Below are 19055 nucleotides of genomic sequence, written 5' to 3' on the forward strand. Positions count from 1 at the left end.
GTTCCCAGGATAGCCGCGGGTTCTCGTACCCTGGTCGGATGCACGAGACCGCGATCGACACCGCCCAGGGGCTGCGCCTCGTGGACGGCGGTGCGCGGTTCGGCCTGCGCTCCGCCACCGCGACCGCAGCGACACTCGTCGTCGACGGCCGCGGTGCGGTGGCGCTCGAGCGGGTCCCGGACTCGGACCTGTGGACCGGCACCCTCGACGACGTGCACCCCGGCGACACGTACCACCTGCTCGTCGACGGACCCGTCGGGTCGCGGTACGACTTCGACGCGGACCGGCCACTGCTCGACCCGTACGCGCGGGGCATCACCAGGGGCACGGCGTCGCGGTGGACGAGCGTCGCGGTGGACGACGCCTTCGACTGGGGCGGATCGACGAAGCCCGTCGTGCCGCTCGACCGGGCCGTCGTCTACGAGGCGAACGTCCGCACCCTGACGAGCGCGAACCACGCCGTGCCGGAGCACCTGCGCGGCACGTACGCGGGTGTGGCGCACGAGAGCACGATCCGGCACCTGCAGCGCCTCGGCGTCACGACGATCGAGCTGCTGCCGGTGCACGCGTTCGACTCCGAGCGTTGGTTGCAGGAGGCCGGACGCGAGAACGCGTGGGGCTACAACACGCTCGGGTTCTTCGCTCCGCACGCCGCGCACGCCTCGGAGCCCGCACGGCAGGCCGGTGCACAGGCGGTGCTCCGCGAGTTCAAGGGCATGGTCCGGCTGCTGCACGAGGCCGGCATCCAGGTGGTCCTCGACGTCGTGTTCAACCACACCGCAGAAGAGGGCCTGCGCGGCCCGACCTCGTCCCTGCGTGGGATCGACGGTGCGAACCGGTACCGCTGGGCGCCGGACGACACCTACTACGACACGACCGGCTGCGGCAACACGCTCGACACCTCGGTCGACGCCGCCGCCGACCTGGTGCTCGACAGCCTTCGGTACTGGGCGCGCGAGGTGCAGGTCGACGGGTTCCGGTTCGACCTGATGGCGTCGCTGGCGCGCGACGCCGAGCACGTGTTCGATCCGGCGCACCCGGTGCTCGACCGGATCCGCACCGATCCGGACCTGCAGGACGTGCTGGTCATCGCCGAACCGTGGGACGTGGGTCCCGACGGCTGGCGGACCGGTCACTTCGGTGCCAGGACCACCGAGTGGAACGACGGTTTCCGCAACACGGTGCGGCAGTTCTGGCTGACGGACATCGCCCAGGAGCGCCGGACGGGCGTCCCCGGTGCCGGCATCGGGGCGCTCGCCGGCGCGCTGACGGGGTCGCGCCACCTGTTCGGCGTCGACCGCGGCCCGCTGTCCGGGGTGAACTTCGTGACCGCACACGACGGGTTCACGCTGCACGACCTGACCGCCTACGACCGGAAGCACAACGCGGCCAACGGCGAGGATGACCGCGACGGGTCGGACGACAACCGCTCGTTCAACCACGGCGTCGAGGGCCCGACCGAGGACCGCGGCGTCCGTGCGGCTCGGGGCCGGTCGATGCGAAACCTGCTCGGCACGCTGTTCCTGTCGGCCGGCGTGCCGATGCTCACCGCCGGGGACGAACGCAGCCGCACCCAGCACGGCAACAACAACGCCTACGTGGTGACCGAGGACCTGACCCCGGTCGACTGGTCCGACGACGAGGACGCCGAGTCGATGACCGAGACCGTCGCCGCGCTCACCCGTCTGCGCGCAGCCCATCCGGCGCTCCGACCCGACCGGTACGGCGTCGACGGGCAGACCACCCCCGGAGCCTCGCGCATGCGCTGGTACGGGCCCGACGGCGGGCCGATGACCGGCGAGTGGTGGGACCAGCCCATCCACCGCGCGGTGCAGTGGTTCGTCGCGTCGACCCCCCATGACGACGACGAGCCCGACGACCGTGTCCTGGTCGTGGTGCACGGCAGCGGTCGCACCCGCGACCTGACCCTGCCCGCGCCGGACGACGTCACCGCGTACCGGCTGGCGTGGTCGAGCGAGAAACACCGCGACCACGAGCGCCTGCGGCCCGCCGGCACCGTCTTCACCGCCTACGGCCCCGGCATCCACGTCTTCGCGATCGTCTGACGACCCGGTGCACCCCAGCGGGAGTTCTCCACAGCTCCGGGTTCCGGGGAACACGGAGGCCCCTTCCGGGTAGCGTCTGGTCCGTGGCCACCGCAGAACGACCCCGGCGTCCGAAGATCGGGCGCATCCCGATCACCGAACTCTCCCCCAGGACGCCCAACGGCTTCCCGGGCAAGGCCTTCGACGGCGAGGTGATCACGTTCGGTGCGACCGTCTTCCGCGAAGGGCACGGCGTGATCGGCGCCGACGTCGTCCTCGAACGACCAGACGGGGGCACCCGCACGGTGCCGCTCACCCTGGTCGCCGCGGGGACCGACCGCTACGAGGCGACCGTGCAGGTCGACCACGTCGGCGTGTGGGCGTGGCACGTCGAGGCGTATTCCGACGACTGGACGACGTGGCTCCGCGCCGCCCGGCTCAAGGTCGCCGCCGGCGTCGACCTGCAGGCGACGCTGCTCGACGGTGCGGCCCTGCTCGACCGGCTCGCCGACGCGACCGACTCCCCCGCTGCCACCCGTGCGGCGGCACGCGTCCGCGACCAGGACCTCGACCCCGCCGAACGGCTCGCCGCGGTCGACGACCCGCGCATCGCCGCCGAGGTCGAGGAAGCGCCGCTCACCTCGCTCCGCACGCACTCCGCCGTGCAGCTGCTCGACGTCGAGCGCACCCGCGCCGGTGTCGGCTCCTGGTACGAGTTCTTCCCCCGCAGCGAAGGCGCCAAGCGCAACCCCGACGGCTCGTGGAAGAGCGGCGACTTCCGCAGCGCCGCCCGCCGCCTGCCTGGTGTCGCCCGCATGGGCTTCGACGTCGTCTACCTGCCGCCGATCCACCCGATCGGGCACACCGCGCGCAAGGGCCCGAACAACACCCTCGACGCCGGCCCGAACGACCCGGGCAGCCCGTGGGCGATCGGCTCCGAGGACGGCGGACACGACGCCATCCACCCCGACCTCGGCACCGAGGACGACTTCCGCGACTTCGTCGAGACGGCGAAGAACACGGGGATGGAGGTCGCGCTCGACTTCGCGCTGCAGTGCTCCCCCGACCACCCGTGGGTGACGGAGCACCCGGAGTGGTTCACGGTCCGCGCCGACGGCTCGATCGCCACTGCCGAGAACCCGCCGAAGCTGTACCAGGACATCTACCCGATCCAGTTCGACACCGACCCCGAGGGCCTGGTCGCCGAGGTCGAGCGGGTGCTGCGGCACTGGATCGCGTTCGGCATCCGGATCTTCCGCGTCGACAACCCGCACACCAAGCCGCTGTGGTTCTGGGAGCGGGTCATCCGCGAGGTCCGCGACGAGCACCCGGACACGGTCTTCCTCGCCGAGGCGTTCACCCGCCCGGCGATGATGCGGGCCCTGGCCGAGGCGGGCTTCCAGCAGTCGTACTCGTACTTCACGTGGCGCAACACGAAGGACGAGATCACCGACTACTTCGAGGAACTCAGCCACGAGACGAGCGACTACCTCCGCCCGAACCTGTTCGTGAACACGCCGGACATCCTCACCGAGTTCCTGCAGTTCGGCGGCCGAGCCGGCTACAAGGTGCGTGCGGCGCTCGCCGCGACGGGGGCGCCGACGTGGGGCATGTACTCCGGCTACGAACTCTTCGAGGACGTCGCCCGCCCGGGGTCCGAAGAGAACATCGACAACGAGAAGTTCGAGTACAAGCCGCGCGACTTCGCCCTGGCCGAGGCCGAGGGTGCCAGCCTGGCGCCGTACGTCACGATGCTCAACCGCTTCCGGTCAGCGCACCCCGCCCTCCGACAGCTCCGCAACCTGCACGTGCACGACGCTGAGGACGGCGCGATCGTCGTCTACTCGAAGCACCTGCCCGGGCGGTTCGTCCGCTCCGGTCGCGACGACACCGTGATCGTCGTCGCGAACGTCGACCCCCACTCTGCCCGTGAGACGACTGTGCACCTCGACCTCGCCGCCCTCGGCCTCGACCCGGAGCAGGCGTTCGACGTCCGCGACGTCGTGACCGGGCAGCGCTGGGTGTGGGGTTCGTCCAACTACGTGCGCCTGGATGCCTTCCAGGAGCCCGTGCACCTGCTCGTCGTGGAAGGACCACACCGATGACCACCGACCCCAACGAGGCCGACCGGACCGAACCCCGGGACCGCGGGCAGGGGCCGAGCGTTCCGCCGGTCCAGCCGCCGCCCCCGCCCGTGTCGGCGCGCCCCGCGGCACCGGTTCCGCGGCCCGTGCCCGCGCGTCCGGCACCCGCCGCTGAACCGGCTCGGACCGAGCCGCGCACGTCGGCTCCCGGCGAGGACCTGCCCGGCGCGCGGCTGCCGAAGCGCGAGGCACCCGACCGTGGCGTCGAGGAATCAGCCACGATGGCCGGACGGACGGCTCCGGTGGACGAGCACGCCCGCCACGTCGCGCCCGAGGCCCCCGTGGACGCAGCCGCTGCGGCCGCCGACGCCGAGCCGTCGCCGACCGCCGGAGCACACAGTGCAGAGCCGGCCATCGCCGCGCCGGCAACCGCCGCCGCGCCGGCCACCGCCGCTGCGCCGGCCACCGCCGCTGCGCCGACCGGTCCCGACTCGCCCGCGCCGCGTCCCGCACCGGTCGAGGAGTGGCTGCGACAGCAGGTCGCCGAGGCCCGCTGGTCCCAGCCGCACGACGTCCTGGGCCCGCACCCCGTCGACGGCGGCACCAGCGTGCGCGTCGTCCGACACCTGGCCAGGGCCGTCCGCCTGGTCCGCCCCGACGGCGACGACGTCGAGCTCACCCACGAGGGCGACGGCCTCTGGGCCGGGGCCACCGCCGAGTCACTCGGTCGCTACCGGGTCGAAGCCGACTACGACTTCGACGAGTCGACCGACTCCGACGACGCCACCTGGACGACCGACGACGCGTACCGGTTCCCGCCGACCCTCGGCGAACTGGACCTGCACCTGTTCGGCGAGGGCCGCGACGAGCAGCTCTGGAACCACCTCGGGGCCCACGTCACCACGGTCGACGGCGTCGACGGTGTCGCGTTCGCCGTCTGGGCACCGCGGGCGACCGCCGTGCGCGTGATCGGCGACTTCGAGGGCTGGGAGGGACGCACCACCGCGATGCGTCGCCTGAGCGACCTCGGCGTCTGGGAGCTGTTCGTCCCCGGTGCACTGGTGGGCCAGCGCTACAAGTTCCAGATCCTGACCGACAGCGGCTGGGTCGAGCGTGCGGACCCCTTCGCGCGCCGCACCGAGGTCCCCCCGCTGACGGCCTCGGTCATCACCCGGTCCGAGTACACGTGGTCCGACGGCGACCGCGCGTGGATGCAGCAGCGTGCCGAGACGACCACGCACGACCGGCCGATGAGCGTCTACGAGGTCCACCTCGGGTCCTGGCGTCCGGGGCTGAGCTACCGCGAGGTCGCGGACCAGCTCATCGGGCACGTGCAGTACCTCGGCTTCACGCACATCGAGTTCCTGCCGTTCGCCGAGCACCCCTTCGGCGGTTCGTGGGGCTACCAGGTCACCGGCTACTACGCGCCGACGGCCCGCTTCGGTTCCCCGGACGACCTCCGGTACCTCATCGACCGCCTGCACTCCGCGGGCATCGGCGTGATCATGGACTGGGTCCCCGGGCACTTCCCGAAGGACGAGTGGGCGCTGGGCCGGTTCGACGGCCACGCCCTGTTCGAGCACCCGGACCCCCGACGCGGCGAGCAGCTCGACTGGGGCACCTACGTCTTCGACTTCGGGCAGCCGCAGGTGCGCAACTTCCTGGTCGCCAACGCGCTCTACTGGCTCGAGGAGTTCCACGTCGACGGCCTGCGGGTCGACGCCGTGGCCTCGATCCTGTACCTGGACTACTCGCGCACCGACTGGCTGCCGAACATCCACGGCGGCCGCGAGAACCTCGACGCGATCGCGTTCCTGCAGGAGACCAACGCCACCGCCTACAAGCGCTACCCCGGCATCGTCATGATCGCCGAGGAGAGCACGTCGTGGCCCGGCGTCACCCAGCCGACCAGCGCGGGCGGACTCGGGTTCGGGCAGAAGTGGAACATGGGCTGGATGCACGACTCGCTCGAGTACGTGCAGCGCGACCCGGCGTACCGCTCGTACCACCACGACGAGCTGACGTTCTCGTTCGTGTACGCGTTCAGCGAGCAGTTCACGCTGCCGATCAGCCACGACGAGGTCGTGCACGGCAAGGGCTCGCTGTACGGCAAGATGCCCGGCGACGAGTGGCAGAAGCTCGCCAACGTGCGCGCCTACCTGTCGTTCATGTGGGCGCACCCCGGCAAGCAGCTGCTCTTCATGGGCCAGGAGTTCGCGCAGGTCGCGGAGTGGTCCGAGGAACGCGGTCTCGACTGGTGGCAGGCCGACGACCCCGGACACAACGGCGTGCAGCGCCTGGTGGCCGAGCTCAACCGTGTCTACCGGGACACCCCGGCGCTGTGGACGTTCGACTCCACGGCCGAGGGCTTCGAGTGGATCGAGGGCGGCGACGCACCGCACTCGACCATCGGGTTCCTGCGCAAGGCCGGCGACGAACGCCTGGCCGTGTTCGTCAACTTCTCCGGTGTGCCGGTCGAGCGACGCTTCGGCCTGCCGGTCGCCGGGTCCTGGACCGAAGTGCTCAACACCGACGCGACGGAGTACGGCGGCTCGGGTGTCGGCAACCTCGGCGTCGTCACGGCCGAGGACACCCCGTGGGCCGGACGGCCCGCGTCGGCGCACCTGGTGGTGCCGCCGCTCGGTGCGGTCTGGCTGCAGCTGCAGCAGTAGCGGCGAGCTCACGACGGACAGGAGGCCCGGTACCAGCTGGTACCGGGCCTTCTGTTCGTCAGGTGGTGCGCACACGTCGCCGTGCGGACGACGAGACGCCGACGTCAGTACAGGGCGTTCGCCAGGCGTCGCCGTGCCGCGACGACGCGCGGGTCCTCGGCACCGATGAGCTCGAAGTACTCGACGAGCCGGACCCGCAGCGCTTCGCGGTCCTCGCCGAAGACCGTCGGCACGAGGTCGAGCAGTCGCCCGAAGGCGTCTTCGACGTGGCCGCCGCTGATGTCGAGGTCGGCCACCGCGAGCTGTGCGGCGACGTCGTCGGGGCCGTTGCCTGCCGCGGCGCGGATCTCGTCGGCCGTCCTGCCGGCCAGGCGGTCGAGCAGCGACACCTGCGCGAGTCCGGCGACGGCCATCTGGTCGTGCGGGTCCTGCGCGATCGCGGTCCGGTACTCCTGGATCGCTGTGGCGTAGTCGCCCTGTTCGATGGCGTCGTAGGCGGCCTGGTGGTGCGGCGGGAGCGGTTCGGGCTCGGGCTCGCCCTGTTCGGCCGTCTCGTCCGGGGCGGCAGCGCCGTCGACGGCCACACGACCGGTCACGCCGTTCTGTTCGGCGGCCTGGAGCACCTGCTCGAAGACGTCGCGCACCTGCGCCTCGGGCAGTGCGCCGACGAAGAGCCCGAGGGGTCGTCCGCCGATCACCGCGGCCACGGTCGGGATGGACTGCGCCTGGAACGCCTGCACGAGCTGCGGATTCGTGTCGGCGTCGACCTTGGCCAGCACCAGACGGCCGTCGTACTCGGCAGTCAGCTGCTCGAGGACCGGTGAGAGCTGCTTGCACGGCCCGCACCACTCGGCCCAGATGTCGACGATGACCGGCACGACGGTCGACAGCTCGAGGACGTCCTGGAAGCTGGCGTCGGTGACGTCGATGACGAGCGACGGCACGGTCAGCGCCGCACCGCCTTCGGTGCCGGGAACCGCGGCGCCGGTGGGACCGGCTCCGGGTGTCTGCTGCTGTGCCGGTCGCTGTGCTCGGTCGACCAGGGATGACAGGTCGACAGCGCCGCGGAGTCCGGACGGGGTCGGGGGGATGTTGCTCATTGCACCTCACTCGCTGCGATCAGGCCCTGCGTGAACCCGAGCAGGACTATCTTGTCGTCCGACCCGACGGCCGGCACGGAGAAGAGCAGCTGCACGCCGTAGGTGGCGCTCACGCCCTTCTTGCTGGAGTCGACGCCGGACAGGGCCTTGACGGCACCCTCGGTGTTCACCTCGGCACCGTCGGCGGTCGGCGTGACCTTCTCGATCTCGTTGAGGTTTACGGACACCAGGGCGCCGGCACCGTTCGTCGCCAGTGCGACGGCGGTGTCGTCAGGGGACTCGGACGAGTACTCGATCTTGGCGGTGTCGGGCAGGGACGCGGACTTCTTGTCCTTGTAGTCCTTGCCGATCTTCGCGCGCAGGTCGTCGCCGTCGGAACGGAACAGCGCGGCGTCCTCGCTGTCGGTGTCCTTGGACAGGATGTCGCCGTAGGCGGTCGCGACCTGGTCCGGGGCGAGCGCGAGCAGCTTCGAGTCCGAGGCCAGCTGCGCCGCACCGATCGAGACCGGCGCGACCGAGGGGAGCTCGGCGTCGGCTTCGAGCGACACGTCGTACATGACCTTGTAGTCGTCCCGCGCGGACTCCTGCACCAGGGTGAGTGCCTGCGGGGCGGTCTTCTCGTCGTCGGGGTCCGACGCTACGACGAACACGGTGCGCGGCCACGAGTCGGTCTGCTGCGGCAGCGCGACCGAGATGTCCGACGCCGAGATCGCCGGCGGTGCCTGCACGTCCTGGTCCTTGTCGCGGATCTGGTAGTTCGCCTTGCGGAGCTCGAGCGCCGGCCCGGTGAAGCGGGTCTCGGCGAGCGAGGCGTCCTTGTCGGCGTCCGCCTTCGTCGCGACCTCGGCGACGCGCTGGACGACACGGTTGATCTGCTGCCGGGTGGCCGCGGTGGGCTCGGCCTGCTCGGCGGCACCGGTGGCCGAGGCGGACGGGGTGGGGGTCGCCGAGGCGTCTCCCCCGCCCTGCGGCCAGTACTCGGACGAGCAGCCGGCGAGCGACAGTGCTCCGACCAGGACCACGGGGACGGCGATGAGGGACCGGCGGCCGCGACGCGACCGGGACGGGACCTGCGCGCCGGCTGCGGCGGCCCGGCGCGAGGCACGCACGCGCGGCGGCCGGGTCCCGCCGCTGCGACGACGCGGGCCGCGTGACCGACGCTGGTGCAGGAACGCCCACACCAGCAGGACGATGCCGCCGAGCACGAAGACGGTGCCCGCCGTCATGAGGGGGCCGACCGAGGGTGTCGCGGTGTCGCTCGGCCAGGTGACGGAGACGTCGGACGGTGCCGCCGACTTGCCGTCGGAGACGACGACCATCGAGACGTCCTGGGGCAGGCGGACGGTGAACTGCCCCGCGTCGTCCCACTCCTGGTACCAGAGGTCGCTGCCCCGGGGGTCGGGCACGGAGGTCGCGCTGCCGGTCTTCCTGCCGACGAGCTCGGACTTGTCGGCGTCGTACCGCAGCGTGGTGTGGGCCGCGTCACCCACCCAGGCGTCGACGTCGCTCGTCTTGCCGTACGCCGCGAAGACCGAGCCGGAGCCGGAGATGTTGATGCGCTGGTACCCGGGGTTCGCGTTGAGCACGGTGCCCGGGATCACGGTCACCGGCGCCTTCGCGGTCGTGGACGTCTGCGCGACGATCGAGGACGGTGGAGCGAACACGGTCCGCTGCGCCACACCGAGGCCGACCAGCAGCAACCCGATGACGAAGGCGACGATCGCCAGGACGAATCGCACGGATCTCTCTCCCTCCGCGCCGGGGTGGGGGAATCGGCGCGCGAACCAACGGCCCAGGGTACGCGAACCACGCTGGAGAACGCATCCCCGTCGCCTGTCCACAGCCTCGAAGGGTGCTCGGCGCGGCACACTACAATCGGTGCGCGGACGGCACGGGGTCGTCCGGCAGGACCAGCGGGAGCGACACGTGGCGAACGACGAGGCAGAGTTCGGGGTCGAGCTGCGGGGCTACCGCAAGGACGACGTCGACCGCGCGCTGAACGACCTCCGCCGCGAACTCATCAAGTCGAACAACGACCGCGCCGAGGCAGCGAAGGAGATCCGGCTGCTGCAGACCCGGGTCGCGGACATGCAGGGCGAGCTCGACGAAGCGGGCACCCCCACGTACAGCGGACTCGGCACACGACTCGAGTCCACCCTGCGCGTCGCCGAGGAACAGTCGACCCGGTTGATCAGCCAGGCCGACATCGACGCCCAGCGCCTGCGTGCGTCCAGCCGCGCCGAGGCCGAGCGCACGCTGCGGGAAGCCCGTTCCGAGGCCAGCGAGACCCTCGAGGACGCCCGCACCCGTGCCACGAACGAACTCGCCCGTGCCCGTGCCGAGTCCGCCGACACCGTCGAACGTGCACGCTCCGAAGCCGGCATGCACACGCAGGACGCCCGCAACGAAGCCGCGGCGATCCGCGGGGCGGCGGTCACCGAGGCCGCCGAGGTCCGCTCGGTCGCGATCCGCGAGACCGACGCACTGCGGGCCGCGGTCGAGCGCGAGGTCGCCGAGCTGCGCGAACTCGCCCAGCGTGAAGCCGCCGACGCCCGCGGGGCCGCGGCTGACCTCGACCGCGAGACCGAGCACCGTCGCACCGTCTTCGAGGCCGACCACGCCCGGCGCGTCGAGGACCTCGACCGCGACGAGCAGACCCGTCGCGCAGCGCTCGAGCGGGAGATCACCGACGGTCGCGCAGCATGGGAGCACGAGCGTGCCGAGGGCCGTCGCGTGCACGAGCTCGAGTTCGCGACCGGTCGCGCCGACCTGCTGGCCGAGGTGGACGGCCGCCGCGCCGACCTGGCCGCCGAGCTCGCCGATCGCCGGCGCGTCCACGACGAGGAACTCGCCGCCGCCAGGGCCGAGTGGGACCGTGAACTCGCCGCCGCCCGCGTGGCCCTCGCCCAGGAGCTCGAGGCAGCCCGCGCGCAGCTGCGGGTCGAGCAGGACCAGACCGCGATCGAGAACGAGCGGCTGGTGCAGGAGACCGAGGCCCGCATCGCCCGCGAGACCGACGAACACGTCGCACGTATCGAACGCGAACGGGCCGAGGCCCTCGCCGCCGCTGAGCGCGCCGCGCAGGACCACGAGGCCGAACTCGCTGCTCGTCGCGAACGCGAGCACGCCGAGGTCGACACGGAGATCGCCGAACGCCGCAGCGCCGAACTGGGCACCCTCGAAGCGGAACGCACGGCACTGCGCCAGGAGATCGACTCCGCGCGTGCCGACCTGACGAAGGAGCGCGACGAGGTCCGCGCCGAGATCGCCCGGGAGCGCGACGACGCAGTCACCACGCTCGAGTCGGAGCTCGCGAACCGCCGCGACGACGCCGAGCAGGAGTACCTCCGCAAGCACCACGAGACCGTCGCCGAGACGCAGAAGTACCTCGACGAGGCGAACCTGCAGCTCGCCGAGGCCACCCGGCGTGCAGCGGATGCGCGCGAGCGCGCCGAACGCCTGCAGCAGGCGGCGAACGACCTCGAGCGCACCAGCACGGCCGATGCCGAGGAGCACGCGCGCGCAGTCGTCGCCGAGGCGAACGAACGCGCACACCGCATCGTCGCCGAGGCCGAGGCACGCACCGCGACGGAGATCGCCGAGGCCGAGGACCGCCTGGCGGCGATCCGCACCGAGCGCGATGCCGTGGCCGGCTACCTCGAGAACCTGCGGGGCGTGCTGTCGCACGCCGCCGGCGTCGTCGACGACGTCCCGTCCCAGGTGGACGCCACCCACTCCTGACGGGGCCCGGTCTGCAGGCGCTCCACGCGCCTCCAGACCGGCTCAGCGCCGCAGGAGGCCGCCGGAGGCCCCTGCCGCCCGCCTCGGCGGTCAGCGGTGCCAGTGCGTGGGCAGCGGGGCGCTGCCGGGGACGACCAGGTCGGCGATCGCGTCGAGCACGATGCGGACGTACCGTTCGCCGACCCACAGGTGCTTCGCGCCGGCCACCGGGACGACCCGGATGTCCGGCGCGACGGCGAAGCGCCGGGTTGCCTCGTCCGGCCGCAGGAAGTCGTCGTGCTCGGGCACGAGGGCGACCACCGGGACCCCGGAGTCGGACCACCGGGCGAGTTCCTGGTCGGTCGTGCGGTGCAGCGGCGGGGAGAGCAGCACGACCCCGGCGACACGGCCGGCCTCGACGTGCTCGAGCGCGTGCTTGAGGACGACCTCGGTGCCGAACGACCAGCCGACGAGCCACGGCGTCGGGAGTCCCCGGGCCGCGACTTCGGCGACGGCGGCGCGCAGGTCGAAGCCTTCGGAGACCCCCTCGCCGAAGGACCCTTCGGACGTGCCACGAGGGGAGGTGACCGAGCGGAAGTTGAACCGCAGCACCGCGATGTCAGCGAGGGCGGGCAACCGGGACGCCGCCTTCTTGAGGACGTGGGAGTCCATGAACCCGTGCGCCGTGGGCAGCGGGTGCAGTGTCACGACGGTGCCGCGGGCGGGACGCTCGAGCGGTTCGGCGAGCTCCCCCACCAGGGTCAGGTGGTCGTCCGTGACGAGCTCGATGTCAGTCCGGCGGGCGGGCAGGACAGTGCCGGAGCGGATCTCCCCGTCGTCCGAGCTGCGTGGGTCGGTCATGCGGTCCTCCAGCAGTGGGTGTGCCAGTGCCGGCGTGAAGCCAGGTCCGCGGCGTCACCCAGGACACCGTCGGTGCGCCACACGACCACATGGGCGACCCCGGGCAGGACAGCGCCGCCGCAGCCGGGGCAGACGTACTCCTTCTGCGCCGACGCGGCGGACACGGGCTGCACCGCGTACTCACGCCCACGACGGACCTCGGTCCGCTTCCACCCGCTCATCAGCCGGTCGAGACCGACGGGCTCTTCGACGTCGTCGACGCGACGATCACCCCGGGGGCGCCGCGGTCGGTTGCTGCGCGGCACCTGCGGGACCGCCGATCAGTACCAGTTGAAGGACTGGCTGTGTCCCCAGGCCCCACACGGGGTGCCGTAGACGCCGGAGATGTAGTTGAGACCCCAGGTGATCTGCGTCGCCGGGTTGGTCTGCCAGTCAGCGCCGGCCGTGGCCATCTTGCTGCCGGGCAGGGCCTGCGGGATGCCGTACGCACCGCTCGGGTTGTAGGCGTTGACGCGCCAGCCCGACTCCTTGTTCCACAGGGAGACGAGGCAGCTGTACTGGTCGCTCCCCCACCCGCGGGCGGCGACGAGCTGTTGTGCGATGGCCTGGGCGCTGCCCGGGTCGGGCGTCGCCGCAGACGGCGCGATCGCGTTGGTCGGGGTGACGGCGGTCTTCGTCGACGTCGACGTGGTCTTCGTGGTGTCCGTCGTGGTGTCGTCGGCGACGACCGGGGCGGGAGCGACCACCTTGGGCGCGGGCTTCGTGATGTCGTAGCCGTCGCGCGAGACGTCGAACGCGGCGTAGGCACCGTGCGCGGAGAACTGCTGCGGAGCGGCCGGTGCCTTGGTCAGGACCGGGGTCGTCACCGCGGCCTGGGCGACGTCGGCCTGCAGCGGGTTGAACAGCGACCCACCGGCCATGAGCGACACCGCGAAGAAGGACAGCGCCGGGATGGTCGCGCGGCGTCGCATGAAGCCGTTGAGCGTGACCGGGGCCTTCGCCGTCGCGGACCTCGCCGGACGGACCGAGGCACGACGCTGCTTCACGATGCGCGGGTCGGACGGCGTCGCGGGGACGGCGTGCGCGAGGTCCGGGCTGACCCGGTTCGCCGCGACCGACTTCGGCGCGATCGGGGTGGGGACCGGTGTCGCGATCGCGGCTGTCGCCGGGGTCGATGCGTTCACCGGAGCAACCGAGGTGTCCGCGGTGCGGATTCGGTTCTGTGCCGCGCGGCGCTCGCTGACCACGGGGTGGTCGAACTGCTGCCGGGATGCGCGGTCGGATCGAATGTCTGCCGTGTGCCTGCCCATGAGTTCGACCAGGATAACGGAACGATCACGGAAAGCGAAGCGCATCCGACCAGCGCGTCGCGGACGGGGTCAGCGGACGGCGAGCATGACCTCGACGACCGCGTCGAGGAGCGCGTCGACCTGGGCCTCGCGGTACCCGCCGTGCTTGGGCCGGAACACGATCGACCGGACCTCGGTCAGGCTGAGCGGCTTGCCGTCGCGGAAGTAGCCGCCCAGTCGCTGTGTGAACGCGTCGACGTCCTTGGGGTGGTACCCCGTCGCGAGCACGTTCACCCGGTGGAACCGCTGGCCGTCCGGCCGCTCGAGCCGCGCGACGACGTCCGAGGCCTTCGTGCGGGCCTCGGCGTACCAGGTCTTCTGACCCGACTCGGCGATCTCGCGTTCGCGCTCGCGCGTGGCGAAGGCGTCCTCGAGGCGCTCGAGCGCAGCGTCGACGTGCTGCGTCGAGTACCCGCCCTTCTTCATCGAGAACGCGGTGGCGCGGATCTTGGCGGCTTCGATCCCCGGAGCGCTGTCGTTCGCCGTGTAGGCGCGACGGGCGTCCTCGAGGAAGCGCTCGACCTCGTCGATGTCGTATCCGAGGACCGAACGGGGAGCTGTCGGGAACGTCGTGGGCACGGCGACATTCTGCCAGGACACTCCATCGACGCCAGCTGGACGCGCGGGACGGAGACCGCGGGAGCACTCAGCGGCGGACACCGCGGGAGCACGCAGCGGCGGAACCGCCCGGGATCCTCAGTGGTTGACGATGAGGTACAGCAGGTAGGCGACGGCTGCCGAGGGCAGGATGCTGTCGATCCGGTCGAGCAACCCGCCGTGTCCGGGCAGGAACGACGAGATGTCCTTGATCCCGAGGTCGCGCTTGATCATCGACTCGGTCAGGTCTCCCAGCGTGGCGGACCCGGAGATGAGCACGCCCAGGATGATGCCGAACCACCAGGGCTCGCCGAGCATCAACCAGGACACCAGGATGCCCATGACGATGCTGGCAGCGACCGACCCCGCGAAGCCTTCCCACGTCTTCTTCGGGCTGATCCGGGGCGCCATCGGGTGCTTGCCGAGGTTGAGCCCGGTGGCGTAGGCGCCGGTGTCGACGGCCACCACGACCAGGATGAAGCCCACCACCCAGAAGTTGCCGCGGGGCAGGGCCGAGAGCAGGACCACGCAGGCGCAGAGCAACGTGACGTAGGCCTGGACGAAGAGGCCGTTCGTCAGGTCGCGGAACACGTTGCCCGCCGACGGCTTCTGCCGGGCGACGACGACCTCGACCAGTCGCCACACGGTGATCAGCACGATGCCGCCCAGGATCGTGAAGAGCACCTGCACAGGACCGCCGAGGAACGCCGCGGGGACCATCGCGATGCCGGTCGCGACGCTCGGGATGCGCGGCACGTCACGGCCGGCGAAGCGCATCGCACTCGCGAGCTCGTACGCCGCGAACCCGGTCAGGAAGGCGGCGACGACCATGAACACCGGCGTGAAGATGAGGAGCGACCCGAGCATCACCACGGCGAAGGCCAGGGCGATCGCGATCGCCGCGGGCAGGTTGCGTCCGGTCCGCGCCGTCAGGGCCTCGTTGCGGGCGTCGAACGACGCACGGTGTGCATCGAAGGACGCGCGACGCTGCCGGAGCTGGGTCTCGAAGTCCTCGCGGGCGGCACGCGCCCGGGCGTCGAAGTCGTGCCGCAAGCCCTTCGTCGCGGGACGGGGATCATCTGCTGTGGGGCGGTCTGCGCCCTCGTCACGACGCGGCATCAGACCTCGAGGAGTTCGGCTTCCTTCTTCTTCAGCGCGTCGTCGATGAGGTCGACGTGCTTCTTGGTGAGGGCCTCGAGGTCCTTGTCGCTGCGTGCGATCTCGTCGTCGGAGACCTCGCCCTTCAGTGCCTCGAGGTCGTCCTTCGCGCGGCGGCGGATGTTGCGGATGACGACCTTGTGGTCCTCGCCCTTGCCGCGGACGAGCTTGACGAACTCCTTGCGGCGGTCCTGCGTGAGCTCGGGGATCGTCACGCGGACGATCTCGCCGTCGTTGGTCGGGCTGGCACCGAGGTTCGGGAAGGTCGCGATGGACCGCTCGATCTCCTTGAGTGCCGTCTTGTCGTAGGGCGTCACGATGAGCGTGCGCGCCTCGGGGGTCTGGAGCGAGGCCAGCTGCGCGAGCGGCGTCGGCGAACCGTAGTAGTCCACGGGGATCTTCTGGAAGAGCGCGGCGTTGATGCGGCCGGTCCGGACGGTTGCGAAGTCGTCCTTCGCGACGTCGACTGCCTTCGCCATCTTCTCGGTGGCCTCGGTCATGACATCACTGATCACGGTGGTTCTCCTTCGGTACGTCGTCGAGTCTAGTCAGGCGAGGTGTCAGTTGCTGACGACCGTGCCGATGCGCTCACCGCGGATGGCTGCCTGGACGTTGCCCTCGCCCTCCATGCCGAACACGTGCATCGGCATGCCGTTGTCCATGCAGAGCGAGAAGGCGGTGGCGTCCACGACCTTGAGCCCCTTGAGCAGGGCGTCCTGGTACGTCACGTGGTCGAGCTTCTCGGCCGAGGGGTCCTTCTTGGGGTCGGCGGAGTACACGCCGTCGACGCCGTTCTTGGCCACGAGGACCTCGGTGGCGCCGATCTCGAGGGCACGCTGCGCCGCGACGGTGTCCGTGGAGAAGTAGGGCAGCCCGGCACCGGCACCGAAGATGACGACCCGGCCCTTCTCGAGGTGCCGCTCAGCACGCCGCGGGATGTACGGCTCGGCGACCTGGGTCATGCTGATCGCCGACTGCACGCGGGTGGCTGCACCGGCCTGCTCGAGGAAGTCCTGCAGGGCGAGCGCGTTCATGACCGTGCCGAGCATGCCCATGTAGTCGGCGCGCCCCCGGTCCATGCCCCGCTGCGAGAGCTCGGCACCGCGGAAGAAGTTGCCGCCGCCCACGACGATGGCGACCTCGACGTCGCGCGCGGCGATGGCGATCTCCTTCGCGATGGTGCTGATCACGTCGGGGTTGACCCCCAGGGAGCCGGCGCCGAACGCCTCTCCGGAGAGCTTCAGCAGGACCCGTCGTCGCCCGGTCTTCTCGTCGGTCATGTGGTCGCCCTTCGTTGCGTGCGTCTCGTGGAATCTACTAGCGCCCGAGCGGTCGGTGGTGCCGCGGGCGCAGAAACGGGGTCAGGAACCGATTGGTTCCTGACCCCGTCACGGGTTCGTTACGCGCCGACCTTGACGCGAGCGAAGCCCTGGATCGTGATGCCGGCGTTGCTGGCGGCCTTCGCGACGGAGATCTTGTTGTCCTTCGCGTAGTCCTGGTCGAGGAGCGACACCTGCTTGATGTAGGCGTTCACCCGACCCTCGACGATCTTCGGGAGGGCGGCCTCGGGCTTGCCCTCTTCGCGCGTGATCGCCTCGACGGTGGCGCGCTCCTTGGCGATCTCGTCAGCCGGGACCTCGTCGCGCGTCAGGTACGTCGGGTTCGCGAACGCGACGTGCTGCGCGATCGAGCGGGCCTCGGCGGCGTTGTCACCCTGGTACGCGACGACGACGGCGATCTGCGGGGGCAGGTCCTGGCTGGTCTTGTGCAGGTAGATCTCGAAGGCCGAGCCCTCGACACGGCGGACCGTGCGGACCTCGAGCTTCTCGCCGAGCGCGGCCGCGTTCTCGTTGACGACGTCGAGGACGGTCTTGCCGTCGAGCGGGGCCTGGTTGGCCGACGCGACGTCGGTGGCACCCGCAGCGGCGACCGCGGCGAGGACCTTGTCGGCGAGGGTGGTGAACTTCTCGTTCTTCGCGACGAAGTCGGTCTCGCTGGCCAGCTCGACGACGGTGGCAGCACCGTTGTCGGCGGTCGCGACGACGACGCCCTCGGAGGTGGCGCGGTCATCGCGCTTGGCGACGGCCTTGGCGCCCTTGATGCGGAGCAGCTCGACGGCCTTGTCGTAGTCGCCGTCGGCCTCGACGAGCGCGTTCTTCGCGTCCATCATGCCGGCCCCGAGGTCCTCGCGGAGCTTCTTCACGTCCTGTGCGGTGAAGTTTGCCATTGGCTGGCGTCCTTTCTGGACTGTGCGTGTGTGGAGGGAGAGCGGCGTCGAGGGCGCCGGGCCGCGTGGCCCGGCGCCCTCGGACACTCACTCGGCGGGGGTGGTCTCCGCAGCAGCCTCGGCCTCGGCCGTCGGCTCCGCGTTCTTCGCGTCGTCGGCGATCGGCTCGCCGATCTCCTTCGCGGCGACCTGTGCGTCGGCGTCGTTCTCCTCGACCGGTGTCTCGGAGGCGGCAGCGGCCGGGGTCTCCGTGGCGGCCGGAGCGGCGGTCTCGCCACCGAGGAGCTCCTGCTCCCACTCGGCGAGGGGCTCGGTGGCCTCGTCGTCGTCGCCACCGTTGTGGCGGGTCTTGAGGCCCTCGGCAGCGGCGTCGGCGATGATGCGGGTCAGCAGGCCGACCGAGCGGATCGCGTCGTCGTTGCCCGGGATCGGGTAGGCGATCTCGTCGGGGTCGCAGTTGGTGTCGAGGATGCCGATGACCGGGATCCCGAGCTTCTGCGCCTCGTCGACGGCGAGGTGCTCCTTCTTGGTGTCGACGATCCAGAGCGCGCTCGGGGTCCGCGTGAGGTTGCGGATGCCGCCGAGGGTCTTGTGGAGCTTGTCCAGCTCGCGCTTCTTGATGAGGAGCTCCTTCTTGGTGAAGCCCTTCGTCGTGTCGTCGAAGTCGATCTCCTCGAGCTCCTTCATGCGCGCGAGGCGCTTGGAGACCGTCTGGAAGTTCGTGAGCAGACCGCCGAGCCAACGCTGGTTGACGTACGGCTGGCCGACGCGGGTCGCCTGCTCGGCGATGGACCCCTGCGCCTGCTTCTTGGTGCCCACGAAGAGGATCGTGCCACCGTGCGAGACCGTCTCCTTGACGAAGTCGTACGCGCGGTCGATGTAGGCCAGCGACTGCTGCAGGTCGATGATGTGGATGCCGGAGCGCTCGGCGAGGATGAATCGCTTCACCTTCGGGTTCCACCGACGGGTCTGGTGTCCGAAGTGGACGCCGCTGTCGAGCAGCTGGCGGATGGTGACGACGGCCATGTGCCGTCCTCCTTCGTTGTTCTCGGCGCGCGGCATGACCGTGCACCTGGTGCGGTTGTGTCGACCACGACCGGAGGTCATGGTCCCTGGTGTCCTGACACGCGACCGCCCGCTCGAGAGCGGGACCGATGACCGGGTGTTTTGCGTGGACACGCGAAGTCAGCGCGCACAGCGCGCTGCTGCAGAGATACTAGCAGGACGGGAAGGAGGCACGGT

15 protein-coding genes are annotated in these 19055 nt (G+C 71.0%); 4 read left to right on the plus strand and 11 right to left on the minus strand.

Going from position 1 to position 19055, the window contains the following annotated elements:
- Positions 1–38 precede the first annotated feature (38 nt).
- From DEJ13_RS10715 to glgB, 3 genes are all read left to right on the plus strand, one after another.
- Complete coding sequence (locus DEJ13_RS10715; protein ID WP_111107834.1) at positions 39–2066, plus strand: glycogen debranching protein; 2028 nt, start codon at positions 39–41, stop codon at positions 2064–2066.
- A gap of 83 nt (positions 2067–2149) precedes the next feature.
- On the plus strand, positions 2150–4150 hold the full coding sequence (locus tag DEJ13_RS10720; RefSeq protein ID WP_181437118.1) for a maltotransferase domain-containing protein: 2001 nt from the start codon (positions 2150–2152) through the stop codon (positions 4148–4150).
- A complete protein-coding gene (gene glgB, locus DEJ13_RS10725; protein ID WP_258374182.1) occupies positions 4147–6801 on the plus strand; it encodes a 1,4-alpha-glucan branching protein GlgB in 2655 nt (884 codons plus the stop codon). Before DEJ13_RS10720 ends, glgB begins: the two co-directional genes overlap by 4 nt.
- A 104-nt stretch (positions 6802–6905) precedes the next feature.
- Here glgB and DEJ13_RS10730 read toward each other — a convergent pair whose 3' ends face one another.
- Entirely contained in the window at positions 6906–7901 is a 996-nt protein-coding gene (locus DEJ13_RS10730) for a tetratricopeptide repeat protein (RefSeq protein ID WP_111107833.1), read from the minus strand.
- A complete protein-coding gene (locus tag DEJ13_RS10735; RefSeq protein WP_111107832.1) occupies positions 7898–9640 on the minus strand; it encodes a DUF8094 domain-containing protein in 1743 nt (580 codons plus the stop codon). Before DEJ13_RS10735 ends, DEJ13_RS10730 begins: the two co-directional genes overlap by 4 nt.
- Before the next feature lie 139 nt (positions 9641–9779).
- Between DEJ13_RS10735 and DEJ13_RS10740 the strand changes: the two genes are divergently transcribed.
- A complete protein-coding gene (locus DEJ13_RS10740) occupies positions 9780–11642 on the plus strand; it encodes a coiled-coil domain-containing protein (RefSeq protein WP_111107831.1) in 1863 nt (620 codons plus the stop codon).
- Positions 11643–11732: 90 nt separating this feature from the next.
- Here DEJ13_RS10740 and DEJ13_RS10745 read toward each other — a convergent pair whose 3' ends face one another.
- The 9 genes from DEJ13_RS10745 to rpsB all read right to left on the minus strand — a co-directional run bounded on the left by DEJ13_RS10745 (position 11733) and on the right by rpsB (position 18839).
- The gene (locus DEJ13_RS10745) at positions 11733–12482 is read right to left on the minus strand and encodes an alpha/beta hydrolase (RefSeq protein WP_111107830.1); all 750 of its coding nucleotides are present in this window, start codon (positions 12480–12482) and stop codon (positions 11733–11735) included.
- Positions 12479–12787, minus strand: coding sequence for an Rv1322 family protein (locus DEJ13_RS10750; RefSeq protein WP_258374181.1), 309 nt, complete (start codon positions 12785–12787; stop codon positions 12479–12481). The genes DEJ13_RS10745 and DEJ13_RS10750 overlap by 4 nt, the downstream gene beginning before the upstream one ends.
- 15 nt (positions 12788–12802) lie before the next feature.
- On the minus strand, positions 12803–13666 hold the full coding sequence (locus DEJ13_RS10755; protein WP_258374180.1) for an aggregation-promoting factor C-terminal-like domain-containing protein: 864 nt from the start codon (positions 13664–13666) through the stop codon (positions 12803–12805).
- Between the two features lie 195 nt (positions 13667–13861).
- A complete protein-coding gene (locus DEJ13_RS10760; protein WP_111107846.1) occupies positions 13862–14410 on the minus strand; it encodes a DivIVA domain-containing protein in 549 nt (182 codons plus the stop codon).
- Between the two features lie 117 nt (positions 14411–14527).
- Positions 14528–15547 carry a phosphatidate cytidylyltransferase gene (locus DEJ13_RS10765; RefSeq protein WP_111107829.1) on the minus strand — a complete coding sequence of 340 codons (1020 nt, stop codon included), beginning with the start codon at positions 15545–15547 and terminating at the stop codon, positions 14528–14530.
- On the minus strand, positions 15547–16101 hold the full coding sequence (gene frr / locus DEJ13_RS10770; protein WP_111107828.1) for a ribosome recycling factor: 555 nt from the start codon (positions 16099–16101) through the stop codon (positions 15547–15549). The genes DEJ13_RS10765 and frr overlap by 1 nt, the downstream gene beginning before the upstream one ends.
- A gap of 45 nt (positions 16102–16146) precedes the next feature.
- On the minus strand, positions 16147–16866 hold the full coding sequence (pyrH, locus tag DEJ13_RS10775; RefSeq protein ID WP_056126010.1) for a UMP kinase: 720 nt from the start codon (positions 16864–16866) through the stop codon (positions 16147–16149).
- Positions 16867–16985: 119 nt separating this feature from the next.
- On the minus strand, positions 16986–17813 hold the full coding sequence (tsf, locus tag DEJ13_RS10780) for a translation elongation factor Ts (RefSeq protein ID WP_056126013.1): 828 nt from the start codon (positions 17811–17813) through the stop codon (positions 16986–16988).
- An 87-nt stretch (positions 17814–17900) separates the two neighbouring features.
- Entirely contained in the window at positions 17901–18839 is a 939-nt protein-coding gene (gene rpsB / locus DEJ13_RS10785; RefSeq protein WP_056126014.1) for a 30S ribosomal protein S2, read from the minus strand.
- Between the last annotated feature and the right edge of the window lie 216 nt (positions 18840–19055).

Source organism: Curtobacterium sp. MCLR17_007 (assembly GCF_003234655.2).
In the GTDB taxonomy this organism is placed as follows: domain Bacteria; phylum Actinomycetota; class Actinomycetes; order Actinomycetales; family Microbacteriaceae; genus Curtobacterium.